Raw genomic sequence first — 13,520 nt, forward strand, 5'->3', positions numbered from 1 at the left:
ATCTTTTAGAAAGAGGCTTTTTTACGTGAAAATATAAGGGGGAAGAAAAATGGGAGCGACAGGAGTAACGTCACAAAGAAAAACAATTGAAGAGAGTATTGAAAGAAATAAGGAAAAGTACATAGAAACAAGTCACGGTATTCATGCGAATCCGGAGATTGGTAACCAAGAGTTTTACGCATCAAGAACGTTAAGTTTATTGCTAGGAAGCGCAGGGTTTCAGCTGCAGCACAATATAGCTGGACATGAAACAGGTTTTATCGCGCGAAAAAGTTCAGGAAAACAAGGGCCAGTCATCGCATTTTTAGCTGAGTATGACGCTTTACCAGGACTTGGTCATGCGTGTGGTCACAATTTAATTGGCACAATTAGCGTTGCGGCTGCGATCGCATTATCAGAAACGCTTGAAGAAATTGGCGGAGAAGTTGTCGTGTTTGGTACTCCAGCTGAAGAAGGAGGACCAAACGGTAGTGCGAAAGCGAGTTATGTAAAAGCGGGGTTATTTAAAGATATTGATGCGGCACTTATGATTCATCCGAGCGGAAAAACAGCGCCAACGAGTCCTTCACTAGCAGTCGATCCACTTGATTTTCATTTTTACGGAAAAACAGCTCATGCCGCAGCTTCACCGGAAGAAGGAATTAACGCATTAGATGCGATTATTCAGCTGTATAACAGCATTAATGCACTTCGCCAGCAACTTCCGTCAGATGTGAAAATTCATGGCGTTATTACAGAAGGCGGAAAAGCACCTAACATTATTCCTGACTACGCCGCAGCAAGGTTCTTCATCCGCGCAGCAACGAGAAAAAGATGTGCGGAAGTAACAGAGAAAGTAAGAAACGTCGCACAAGGTGCAGCATTAGCAACAGGTACGAAAGTGAAAATTCATCAATTCCAAAATGAAATCGATGAACTACTCGTAACAAAAACATTTAATGACGTCGTAGCCGAAGAATTAGAATTACAAGGTGAAGACGTAAATCGGAAAGAAAGATTTGGCATCGGCTCAACAGACGCAGGAAACGTAAGCCAAGTCGTACCGACCATTCATCCGTACATTAAAATCGGTCCAGACGATTTAATTGCGCATACGAATGAATTTAGAGAAGCGGCCAGTTCAGATTTAGGAGACAAAGCATTAATTACATCCGCAAAAGCACTAGCAAATACGGCGTATCGATTAATTACGGAAGAAGGGCTGTTAGAGAAGGTGAAGGAGGAGTTTAGAGAGGCGCAGAGGAATCAGGGGTAAGGGTACTCTATTCGAAGAGGAATCTAATTAATAAGTAGAGATACAAAAAAGAACATTGAAATATCAATGTTCTTTTTTGTTTACTAATCATTGATTTTGTTGGTTTTTCTCATAAAAGAAAAACTTTTACTGTTAGCGGGGGATAATACGTATCTCTTTATCAGAACGACAATTTCTCCTCGAACTCACTCTTTAAAACAATCAAAGGAGATGATAATCCGAATTGCATTAATGAGTCTAAAAATGTAGCGAGAGAATCCATCGAATCGCTCATGACTTTCATCATATAATTAAATTCCCCGCTAATTCGATATAAATCAGTTACTTCAGGAGCGGCATTGAAATATTGGATAAAATCAGAGCATTGGCTCGTTTTAAACATGATGAATGCTTGAATGTTTTTATTAATTTTAGAAGGCTCAAATTTTGTTCGGTAAGCTGCTATAACTCCTTGATCTTCAAGTTTATTAATAAGCTCTTTTACAGCAGGCTGTGTCATGGATATGATCCGTCCTATTTCTGAAACGGAAATTCTCGCATTTTCATATAACAAGTTCATAATTTTATGATCGATTTCATCCAGTTTTACTGTGTTTTGCATTGTGTAGCCTCCTTGCTTTATTTTCTAAAGTGAATCGTAAAGTTGCAAAATTTTCTACATGAAGCTACACTCTAGAAAACAGGATCTAGGGGAATCAGACATGAGATATTTTAAAGGAAAACAATTCAAGAAAGATGTTATTTTAGTAGTTGTCGGCTACTACTGCCGTTTTTCTTTCGGTTATCGTGATGTATCTGAAATCCTGAAAGAACGTGGTATTTCAGTGCAACCAACAACCATCATGCGATGGATTCATAAATATGGCAACCCCATCTATCGAATTTGGAAAGTAAAAAATAAATCTGCACGCTTATGAAACCATTCATACCCTATATAAACAAAGGTGAAGTCTTCAAAGAGACTCCGCCTTTTCAACGTACAATGAACTTCAACAATTACTAGCTACTTCCTAAACATTGTTCTGCATTTATCAACCTGTCTATGCTTTTTTCAAACTTTGCAACAGAACCAGTTTAACCATCATCATGTTCATGGAACTTTAGGTTATTTAAGTTCAGTTGAGTTCAGAAAACGAGCCCTTAAAAAAGCAGTCTGAATTTGTGTTGACAATCACCCTCCATCAATACTATCAAAAGAACCTTTATACTGTTACAGCTTGAGAAATCCATTGAGCAGTTAGTTCAGGAGATTCAACAGGAAACTGATGACCGTACTGAATACGTGTAATATCCAAGTGTTCAAACTGCTTTGGGACATGATGATCCTTATCCAAAGCTCCCCATAGTATCTTAATTTTCCTCTTATCCCATGTCTCGGGATTTAACTGGATGGATTTTGATATATTTAAGCAAGACATGACCGTAGCGTTAGTTTTGCGTATACGGGGGGATTTTAAATTACGGACTACAGAATGAGCATAATTACTCAATAACTGACTGGATGTTCTGAAGCTATTGGTTTGAAGTAGCTCTTTTTCCAAACGGGCGGGCTCCATATATTTTAAAACGAAACTTGTAATACGTCGAAATCTATATTTAGGTTGGATAGGATGCAGTACTGGTTGCAATAAAATGAGTTGTTTGATCAGTGAGGGCAGCCGTTCCATCACTTGAGCCGCAATCAATCCGCCAAATGAATGCCCCACTAATATAACGGGTCTGTTCAACTCAGTGATCATAGTGGAAATGCTCTCTACATAGCCTTCTATCACAGAAGGATTATGGTGATAAGGGGTACGCCAAAATCCAGGTAAATCTACGAACCAAGTATTTAAACCGCTTAAAAATTGTGAGAGGGGCAAAAGGGCATCGGCATTGCTGAACGTCCCATGAAGAAAAATAATAGGTGTTTCATTCCTATCTTTCTCTAGCGAAACTAAGTTAGCCCTTCTTCGTTGACTAAAATCTTTCTGCTCATTTTGATTCAGGCCTAAATGATTTAACCGATAATCCAAATCACTAATGATAAAAGGGAGCGTGGACGGAACTACGAATAAATTTCTGCCGTTCCTTTGTTCTATTTCTAATTTACTGTAAACAGGGAATTCCGACTTAACAAGAAAACTCATAGATTCTTTAGGAATACCAAGCATCTTATCAGCACCCATTCTAAGCACAGTTTTCAATAACGGAAGCGGTATAGTTCCTAACGGCTTTGTTGTCTGCAATTCGTGTGCCATGAGTTTGATGAAAGTTCGGATCGACGGACTTTCTTGCTTAGAATCTAAAAGATAGTAGGTATTGCTTGATAACCCTTCTGTATTAACAAGTTTTGAAATAAATGAAGCCACATGATCAATATGAACCATTGGTAACCAATAATCGTCGCCGCCTGGAACAAGCGGCATAAGATTTCGCCTTACAGCATCGACTAAGATACTAAGGCCTCCAATCTGTTCTGTTTTCCCTGAGAAGGAGTCTCCGACGATTACACTAGGATTAACAGTAGATAAGGGAATGCTCATGTTATGAAGAGATTTTCGTATATAAGAGTCGGCTAAAAACTTCATTTTTTCATAAGGCGGTTGATTGTCCAGCAAATGATCTAGATCCAACAATGCATTTTGTTCATGATAGGGACTCATAAAGCCTGCGACATTGATAAAATGCTTTAATTCTTTTTCAGCGTGGATATCCTGTGCTAGCCGAACAAGGGATTTTGCAGGGGTGAGGAAAGACTGCTCAGCTTCAATGAGGTTCAACTCAATATTCATTGGACCTCCTGCATGAATAATTAGATCAGTTGCAAGTAATTGTTTGTAGCTGTCATCACTTAAACCTAATCGAGGCTGCGTTAGATCACCGATAACAGGAACAATGTTGTTCTGTTGATCGGGTGCCAGTTGATTGATGATGGTAAGAAGACGATTTTTTTGACGTACAAGTGCATAAATCTGATGCTGAGAAGCTAACTCAGCGATTAAATGACGTCCAATATAACCAGTTCCGCCGGTCATGAAGATATTCATAATAAAAACACTCCTTTATTATTTTATAGTACTAAATAGTACTAATGTATCTAAAGATATTACTTTAGCATGGAAGCTAAAGTAGGAAATAAATTTTTGATCATATCTTGGTTGTTAGAAGCTTGGGCCAAGAAGAGAGCACCCTCAATAGAGGAGACAATCAACATAGCTGTTTGTTTAACGGGCAGCTCTTTCTTTAGTTCTTGTCGTGCAATCCCTTGGGCTAAAATCAATTCAACACCATGCAGCTGTTTTTCAAAAAAACTCTTGATTCTATCTCTAATTTCAACCGCTTCCTGTACGTTAAGGGACTCGTTATTTTTTTTACAGTTTTTTATTATGAAATTCTAAATAACTAATTATAATAGGTGAAAAAAACGATCAATAGTTAGGTTACGGAAAGGATTCGAATTTACATTCTTTCTCAATACATATTATGGATAAATAAAGTAAAATATGGGTTGGGGTTATGTCTCATGTTGTGTTAATCCTAACAATAACTAAGGGTACATAATATGCTTTCATACCTTTGAATAATTTTGTTATAGGAGGGGATGGAGATTTAAATGGCTCGAATTGTTGGTATTGATAGATACCTTTGTACTGGAGCTTTAATCTATATGCGTGAGGGCCTTTCCCTTAGTCTTGTCAGGAAGTAAGGAGCAGTAAGCAAACACTTATACAATATGAATAGAGGAGAGGAATGCCTTATGAAAATACGTAGTCAAATTACATGTGCAAGTCTGGCCCTTTTAATAGCTGGAAGTTCCCTGTTATATACAACACCAACCTCAATTGTAAAAGCAGAGCCCACTCAAAATGTATCTAGTTCGTTACAAACAAATACTCAACGAGATCGTACTTCCGTCAAGCAAGCAATGCGGGATACATTGCAACTTGGATACCCGGGGATACTTGCCAAAACTTCTGAGGGTGGAAAAACGTGGGGGTATGCCGCTGGAATAGCGAATCTGAGAACCAAGAAACCAATGAAAACAGATTTTCGCTTTCGCATTGGGAGTGTGACGAAGACGTTCACCGCAACAGTTGTACTTCAATTAGTTGGAGAGAATCGCCTGAAGCTAGACGACTACATCGAAGACTGGTTGCCTGGTGTCATTCAAGGAAATGGATATGATGGTAACAAGATTACTATCCGGGAGATATTGAACCATACAAGTGGTATCGCTGAATACTCAAGGTCAAAAGACGTTGATTTTACGGATACAAAAAAATCGTATACGGCTGAAGAGTTAGTGAAGATTGGGATTTCTCTTCCCCCAGACTTTGCTCCAGGAAAGGGCTGGTCTTATTCAAACACAGGATACGTATTACTGGGTATCCTTATTGAAAAAGTAACTGGAAACAGCTATGCGGAAGAGGTTGAAAATCGAATTATTGAACCACTTGAATTGTCGAATACATTCCTACCAGGCAACTCAAGTGTTATTCCAGGCACTAACCATGCCCGTGGATATTTCCAACCAGACGGACCAAGTGAGCTAAAAGACGTTACTTATTATAACCCAAGTGCAGCTAGCTCTGCTGGAGATATGATTTCTACTGCTGACGACTTAAACAAATTCTTCTCTTACTTGCTCGGTGGCAAATTACTGAAGGAACAGCAACTAAAACAAATGCTTACTACAGTTCCTACAGGAAAAGAAGGAATCGATGGATATGGTCTTGGAATCTATGAAACTAAGCTTCCAAGCGGTGTCTCGATATGGGGACACACAGGTGGCATTCTAGGATTTACTACTCTTGTTGGAGGTAAACTTGGAGGCAAGCATACGTTGGTCGTCAATTGGAATAGTTTGGGTAGAACTGATAGTCCTAATCCTTTTAAAAATATTTTACTTGCTGAATTTAGCAAGTAGGAAAAAAGGAAAAATTCATCGTAGTTTTCATAGTTGAAAATGTACTTTTCTGGTTCAAAAGCCCCAACTTATTTTCAAGAAAACTTTGGGGCTTTTTTTGTTTTGGTGGCGTTTATTCTCCTTAAGTTGATGGATGTGGGGGAGCACCACATTACTATCAAGCTAAGGTTTTAATATATCTCCTAAATGAACATTTTCTTTTTCTACAGGTAGTTACTTTGAGAAGGTAGCTTATTTTTTCGTTTTGAGGGCGTTTATTTTTCTCAAGCTGATGGATATGGAGTATCCGCCCTAAGTTAAATAAATTTTGACTTAAAAACAAGTGATTTTAACAACGTTAGGAGTGTTTCATGCAGCACAATGTCATTTGTGTTGTATTGCAAGAAGAAAATTCACATTAGAAAAGAGTCAGAATTCATCCTGTTAAGGGTAAATCGACTCTTAATATTTAAAAGGATGGTAAAAAGAAACACAGAAGTAAAAAAAACTGTGTTTCTTTTTGATTAATATATTTACTGAACTTTACGGCACAGATGCTCCTTCTTATCCTATTATAAAAGCGATTTTGAAAGTAAGTAATTTGTAAGAAATGGGTAAGAAAAAAGAAATTTTCATTCTGTATGATAAAAATATAAAGAGGCGTGAAAGGCGGAACAGATATGACTTATATATGAAAAACAGACTAGTAACAAGACTGTTTCAAGGAAAAGAAGTAATTTATGTGGTTAACATATATGTGGAAAAAGAGGGATTTACCCAGGACAGAATGGCGTTTGTAAAAATAGTAAATATGAAGATGATTACGAATTCAATGTTGACCTTTTTTCATTGGTGGAGATGGTAGTTGTGTGGTTAATACGAAATAGCAAGAAACCACCTATACAATATGAATAGAGGAGAGGAATGCCCTATGAAAACACGTAGTCAAATTACATGTGCAAGTCTGGCCCTTTTAATAGCTGGAAGTTCTCTGTTATACACAACGCCAACCTTAATTGTAAAAGCAGAACCTACTCAAAGTGTATCTAGTTCGGTACAAACAAGTACTCAACGAGATCGTAATTCTGTCAAGCAAGCAGTGCGGGATACATTGCAACTTGGATTCCCGGGGATACTTGCTAAAACTTCTGAGGGTGGAAAAACATGGAGTTATGCCGCTGGGGTAGCGAATTTGAGCAGCAAAAAACCAATGAAAACAGATTTTCGCTTTCGCATTGGTAGCGTGACGAAGACGTTCACGGCAACAGTTGTACTTCAATTAGCCGAAGAGAACCGCTTGAATCTAGACGACTCTATTGAAAAATGGTTGCCTGGTGTCATTCAAGGAAACGGGTATGATGATAAACAGATTACTATCCGGCAAGTATTGAACCACACAAGTGGTATCGCTGAATACACAAGGTCAAAAAGTTTTAATCTTATGGATACAAAAAAATCGTATAGGGCTGAAGAATTAGTAAAGATGGGGATTTCGATGCCCCCAGATTTTGCTCCTGGAAAGAGCTGGTCTTATTCAAATACAGGATACGTATTACTAGGGATCCTTATTGAAACAGTAACCGGGAACAGCTATGCGGAAGAGATTGAAAATCGGATTATTGAACCGCTTGAATTATCGAATACATTCTTACCTGGCAATTCAAGCGTGATTCCAGGAACCAAGCATGCCCGTGGATATATCCAACTAGACGGAGCAAGTGAGCCAAAAGATGTTACGTATTATAACCCAAGTATGGGGAGCTCGGCTGGAGATATGATTTCTACTGCTGATGATTTAAACAAATTCTTCTCTTACTTACTTGGAGGTAAATTAATAAAAGAACAGCAACTAAAACAAATGCTTACTACAGTTCCAACAGGAGAAGCTGCACTTGGCAGATATGGTCTTGGAATCTATGAAACTAAGCTTCCAAACGGTGTCTCAATATGGGGACACGGAGGTAGCATTCCAGGGTTTGTTACTTTTGCTGGAGGTACACTTGGAGGCAAGCATACATTAGCTGTCAATTTGAACAGCCTTAATGCTGATAGTCCTGATCCTTTTAAAAATATTTTACTTGCTGAATTTAGCAAGTAGGCCAAAAGGAAGAACTGATAAATTTTATCATATTTTCATAGTTAAACAAACAAATGATGAAATTGATCACTTATCTAAGGAGGCAATTCCCTCATGAAAAATAAACTAACTGGTGTATTAGCCGCTACATTAGCGCTAACTATGATTCTACCAACAGGGGCGAAAGCATTTTCTGACAGTAAGACTACAGTTGTATCTAACGCAGAACTAGCTAGCCAAGAGCTGAAGAAGATTGCAGCAGAGAAGGCTGCGCTACTCACGAAGTCCCATGGTACGACTAGCGTGCAGTATGCGCTAATTGATAATGGCAAGCTTACTTTGTCGGGGCAGGCTGGAAAGAACGATATGGAAGGGGAACAGCCACTAACCAAAGATACTCTATACGGGATTGGTTCAGTCAGTAAAATGTATGCAACAGCGGCTGTAATGAAATTGGTCGACGAAGGAAAAGTCGATTTGGATGCTCCTGTGGTTAACTATGTTCCTGATTTTAAGATGAAAGATGGGCGGTACAAACGCATTACCCCGCGTATGTTGTTGAATCACTCCTCCGGCTTGCAAGGTTCCACGTTAAGTAATGCATTTTTATTTAACGATAATGATACCTATTCCCATGATTTCTTGTTGCAGCAATTGTCCAACCAGAGCCTGAAAGCAGACCCTGGCGCGTTCTCGGTATACTGCAACGATGGTTTTACGCTGGCCGAAATTTTGGTGGAAAGAGTCAGCGGTATGAGCTTTACCGAATTTCTACATCAACAGTTTACAGAACCCTTAAAGATGAATCATACAAAAACGCCGCAGGACAAATGGAGAGACGAAAAGCGGGCTGGACTTTATTTTCCGGCGTACCAAGGGCAGCTTCCAATTGAATCGGTGAATGTGATTGGTACGGGAGGGGTCTCTTCCACGGCAGAAGATATGGTACGATTCTCACAATTATTTATGGGACAGGGAAAAGGGATCCTCTCTGATAAGGTAGTCAAGGCGATGGAGCAAGAGGAATATAAAAAAGGAATGTGGCCGGGGGATGGAGATAATATTTTTAACTATGGTCTTGGCTGGGATAGTGTGAAACTATACCCATTCAGTGAATATGGGATAAAAGGCTTGGCTAAGGGCGGCGACACGGCACTGCAACATGCTATACTGGTCGTGCTTCCGGAACAGAAAATGGCAGCGGCTGTGTTGTCATCCGGTGGACGAAGCTCTACAAATCAACTGCTGGCAACTGAATTGCTGCTCGCCGTGCTTAAAGAGAAGGGGACAATTAAGAACATCAAGCCGAACAAATCTTTTGGCAAGCCGGTCAAGGTCAAGATGCCTCAAGACGCGGCAAAGAAAGCGGGCTTTTATGGCAATAGCGAAACTCATTTCAAAATTGAAATTACGAAGAATGGAGAACTGTTCTTACCATCTAATCGAGAAGAAAAATATGTATATACTGTGGATGGAAGCTTTATTAATGAGAAGGGTACTTCTAAGCTCAACTTTGTCACCGAGAAGAATGGAAGAACTTATTTGAGGGAGAGCACATATAAATCGACACCAGACTTAGGGCAAGGTGCGATGACTCACTATTTAGCCGAGAAACTAGAAGACAATGTACTATCGAAGAAAACCGCTGCCGCATGGGCGAAGCGGGAAGGTGTCAAGTTCTATCTCGTGAATGAGAAATTTAGTTCTATTGAATATCTCGTACAACCGAAACTTATTACCACACAAATTACTCGTAAGGAAGGCCTGGCGGGCTATTGGGAGGGCAGAAAAATTACAGGTCCGAACACCGCGGCGCATCAGTTCCAGATCCCCGTGATGAATGGCCGTGATACGACGGAAACGCATTTCTATACAGAAGGCGGCAATGAATATATGGAAATGGCCGGGTTGTTATACGTAAGTGGAAACAACGTAAAACCACTTGATGCTGGCCAATCATCCAAAGTTACGCTGCAAGCAAATGGGCATGCTAAATGGTTTACGATCCCGCAAGCGGCAGCAGGAAAAAGGATGACCGTGACATTGCCATCGAAGGGTGCGTTCGCGGTGTATGATGAGAATGGAGTATGCGTCAACTTTACCATCGTGAGCGGCAATAACAAAGTAAAACTACCGAAGAATGGAACGGTTGTAATTGCTGGGGCACCGAACTCAGAATTTGCAATTACGTTGAACTAGCTACAATTCAAAATGGACTTCAACAAAACCAGTACGACATAGGAACGGTGTTTTGCTGGTTTTGTTTGTATTTACGTATTATCTTTAAGAAGAGAATTTCAACGAATAATATCACGCTCAAACTCTGCAAAAACAGCAATCAAACCAATTTAGGGCAATCATCATTTGCTCCATTAATCTTCTTGATGTAAATACGTTCGCAGCCGGTATTATGATGTACAAGCCCTATACGATACAGGAATTATCCGAGGTGTTTCAGCTACTAAGTTTACGCCATATGGCACACTCACACGTCAACAGGCAGCACTTATGTTAGAACGAACTCTAGAATATCTAGGTGTAGAAAAAGAGTCAAATATAGGGCCCTACCACATCGCTATCAAGCTAAGAAAAGCATAAATCCCCAAATAGTAAAATTGAGATCCCCAGAGTAAAAATCATTGTTTTTGGGTAGCATAAAACCTTAGTATGTTAGCGATGTGATGCTAACCCAAATTTGAACCCTATTCCTCAATGAATCAAACAATTTAACATGGTAAAAGTATATTTGGATGAGAGTCCAATACTTACTATTGAAATTGTGATGGTTCACGTTGGAAGAAGGCACTTTAGGGTGTCTTTTTTTATGAAAAAAATTCCCGCACAATGTACAGGGATAAAAAATTATAAGTCATGGTGGGACAGTTCCTGTTTTAGTTAATCAGGTAGTTTCTATTAAAGGTAAAAACAAAATGTAATGCTTTGAAAAAAACTATGTACTAGAACTGGTACTCTGTCGGTAAGCCATGAAAGAGGTACTTATATTATTTGTTTTGTAAATTATCTTGAATTTGTTGTTCCATATTTACTAGTGATGTTTTTAGGGAATTACTAAGCTTTTTAACAAATTTAAGAACAAGAAGCCAGTTTTTAATAATAGAATTCTAAAAGCGTTAGGGTAGAAATTTATTGTTTTTGTTAAAAAAGAATTGACTTCTACTATAGTTGTAACTAATATGGTTACATAAGGTTGTAATCGAATTAGTTACAACCTTATGACTATTTAAAGTGAAAATAAGGTTTATATATTTAATTAAGGATGGTAGTCCACATGTTATCGCCCGGTGTAGAAAGTTACTAACATATTTAAATCAAGATATATTCCGAATTTTAGTATCTTCTATTTTGGAGCAATGATGCGCAGTGCTATCTTTCATTAGAAATCTTATCTAATCTTTTTGGGAAGGGTTAGTTTTGAAAAATATAGTAAGGTAACTCAAAAAAGAACAAGATATAAAAAAGATGTACTTATATAAACCAAAAAGTTAGCTGAGAATTTTAAGTGATAGCTGGACTGGTTAATAAAAATAAAGGTAGGAGATTTAAATGAAGACGAAACAAGATAATCTTATATACGTATGGGACGCATATTGTGGATGGTGCTATGGATTTTCAGAAAGTATTAAAGGATTTTACAAAGAACACACTGAAATGCCGTTAACAGTTTTATGTGGAGGATTATTTTTAGATGATTTACCAATAAAAAATTTCTCATATATAGAAGAGGGGAATAAAAGAATTAATCAACTTACAGGTGCAGAATTTGGTCCTTCATATCAAAAATTGGTGGAAGAAGGGACTTTTAAAATGAATTCGAAAGATGCTGCAATTGGCTTTTCAGCTTTACGCTCATTAGCACCAGACCGTTTGTTAGAATTCACTGCGGCTATGCAAAAAGCGTTTTATTATGAGGGACAAAGTCTAAGTGATCCTGAAACATATCGTAAGATTGCAATCGAGCATGGTTTGAACCCTGAACAAGTACTAGAACGTTTAAACGCTCAAGAAACAATAATAGATGTCCAAAACGATTTCAATAAAGTGCGACAGCTTGGTGTTAATAGTTATCCTTCATTACTTTTACAAAAGGATAATCAAATTATCTCTATTGGTGGTGGGGTAATGACGCCAGATAAAATTGAAGCGCGTTTTAAAAATTTATATTAATGAATTTTAAGCTACAGTATATAACATTTAACGTTTTAAAAAAGACTAGAATTGGATGGACTTAAACCTTTTTATAACAGTCGGTTTCAATTTATTTTTAAAAAGAGTCCAATTTTAATTTTACTATCAGCTATAGTAGCAAACATGTTAGCTTACGCCAACCGACATTCATCTCTCGCCTATTTGCTGGTGCTATCACACTTTCAGGTAAATTGAAGAGGGTGCTTCTGTCGGAACAAGATAAAAATATGTTAACTAGTAAATAACTTTAACAAAAGGAGAATAACATTCTATGTTTAAAACAATTGATACAAATCAAAAAGATGTGAAATTGACGGTGTTTAGTTCAGACGAAAAAAGTTTTATGGTCACTGCAACCTTAGTTGAGAAAGCGGGACATGCATTTTTAATAAACTCAAAATTTACTCAATCTGATTCGAAAGAAATTGTTGAGTATCTGAAAAAAAACGACTTATCTTTAGATAAAATCTTTATTATTCATGGGGATCCTGATTACTACTTTGGATTAGAAAGTATTAAGGCTGCTTACCCAGAAGCTATAGCGTATGCTACAGAGTCTACTGTTGAACATATTGTTCATTCTGTCTTAGGTAAATTAAAAGTTTGGAAAGGTGCCCTAGGAGAAAACGCACCAAGCAACGTAGTATTACCTCAAGTGTTTAAAGAAAAAACGATTGATTTTCAGGGGTTAACATTTGAACTAGTAGGCTTAGATCATTACAGAACTAGCTTATTTAATAAAGAGCTAAAAGTATTAATTGGTGGTATTGATGTATTTAACGAAATACATGTATTCTTAGCGGATACTAGCTCAAAAGCGGCTATGGAGGCATGGATTGAGAACTTGAAAGTATTACAAGCATTAAATGCTGACATAATTGTACCTAGCCATGGATCAATTGAAAAATCCTTAGATAATCAAGCGATTATTGCAACTATGGATTACCTAAGAACTGCGGTTCAAGCTTCTGAGGAAAGTAAAACTTCAAAAGATTTTGTAGCGAAACTTGAAGCAGCATATCCAGACTATGCAAATAAAGGTGTATTAGAATTAAGTGCAAAAGTTGTAACAAAAGAAATGCCTTGGGGTTAAT

9 protein-coding genes and 2 pseudogenes are annotated in these 13,520 nt (G+C 38.0%); 8 read left to right on the forward strand and 3 right to left on the reverse strand.

Going from position 1 to position 13,520, the window contains the following annotated elements; translation table 11 throughout:
• Window positions 1-49: 49 nt before the first annotated feature.
• Entirely contained in the window at window positions 50-1,255 is a 1,206-nt protein-coding gene (locus QCI46_RS11550) for a M20 family metallopeptidase (protein ID WP_353840302.1), read from the forward strand.
• A 160-nt stretch (window positions 1,256-1,415) separates the two neighbouring features.
• Here QCI46_RS11550 and QCI46_RS11555 read toward each other — a convergent pair whose 3' ends face one another.
• The gene (locus tag QCI46_RS11555; protein ID WP_353840303.1) at window positions 1,416-1,856 is read right to left on the reverse strand and encodes an Lrp/AsnC family transcriptional regulator; all 441 of its coding nucleotides are present in this window, start codon (window positions 1,854-1,856) and stop codon (window positions 1,416-1,418) included.
• A 100-nt stretch (window positions 1,857-1,956) separates the two neighbouring features.
• Here QCI46_RS11555 and QCI46_RS11560 point away from each other — a divergent pair.
• A pseudogene (locus QCI46_RS11560) lies at window positions 1,957-2,163 on the forward strand (IS6 family transposase); the annotation flags it as partial.
• A 294-nt stretch (window positions 2,164-2,457) separates the two neighbouring features.
• Here QCI46_RS11560 and QCI46_RS11565 read toward each other — a convergent pair.
• Both QCI46_RS11565 and QCI46_RS29880 read right to left on the reverse strand, forming a co-directional pair.
• Entirely contained in the window at window positions 2,458-4,284 is a 1,827-nt protein-coding gene (locus QCI46_RS11565) for an alpha/beta fold hydrolase (protein ID WP_353840305.1), read from the reverse strand.
• Between the two features lie 59 nt (window positions 4,285-4,343).
• Complete coding sequence (locus tag QCI46_RS29880) at window positions 4,344-4,625, reverse strand: TetR family transcriptional regulator C-terminal domain-containing protein (protein ID WP_412677825.1); 282 nt, start codon at window positions 4,623-4,625, stop codon at window positions 4,344-4,346.
• 369 nt (window positions 4,626-4,994) lie between these two features.
• Between QCI46_RS29880 and QCI46_RS11570 the strand changes: the two genes are divergently transcribed.
• The 6 genes and pseudogenes from QCI46_RS11570 to QCI46_RS11595 all read left to right on the forward strand — a co-directional run bounded on the left by QCI46_RS11570 (window position 4,995) and on the right by QCI46_RS11595 (window position 13,519).
• Window positions 4,995-6,164 carry a serine hydrolase domain-containing protein gene (locus QCI46_RS11570; protein WP_353840306.1) on the forward strand — a complete coding sequence of 390 codons (1,170 nt, stop codon included), beginning with the start codon at window positions 4,995-4,997 and terminating at the stop codon, window positions 6,162-6,164.
• 910 nt (window positions 6,165-7,074) lie between these two features.
• On the forward strand, window positions 7,075-8,241 hold the full coding sequence (locus tag QCI46_RS11575) for a serine hydrolase domain-containing protein (RefSeq protein WP_087984251.1): 1,167 nt from the start codon (window positions 7,075-7,077) through the stop codon (window positions 8,239-8,241).
• 93 nt (window positions 8,242-8,334) lie between these two features.
• Entirely contained in the window at window positions 8,335-10,419 is a 2,085-nt protein-coding gene (locus QCI46_RS11580) for a serine hydrolase domain-containing protein (protein ID WP_353840307.1), read from the forward strand.
• Between the two features lie 222 nt (window positions 10,420-10,641).
• Window positions 10,642-10,818: pseudogene (locus QCI46_RS11585) on the forward strand (S-layer homology domain-containing protein); the annotation flags it as partial.
• Window positions 10,819-11,784: 966 nt separating this feature from the next.
• Window positions 11,785-12,405 (forward strand): DsbA family protein, encoded by a 621-nt coding sequence (locus tag QCI46_RS11590; protein ID WP_353840308.1) that lies wholly within the window; start codon window positions 11,785-11,787, stop codon window positions 12,403-12,405.
• A 292-nt stretch (window positions 12,406-12,697) separates the two neighbouring features.
• Entirely contained in the window at window positions 12,698-13,519 is an 822-nt protein-coding gene (locus tag QCI46_RS11595) for an MBL fold metallo-hydrolase (RefSeq protein WP_353840309.1), read from the forward strand.
• Window position 13,520 lies beyond the last annotated feature (1 nt).

The organism is Bacillus cereus group sp. RP32 (genome assembly GCF_040459735.1).
Taxonomy (GTDB): Bacteria; Bacillota; Bacilli; order Bacillales; family Bacillaceae_G; genus Bacillus_A; species Bacillus_A wiedmannii.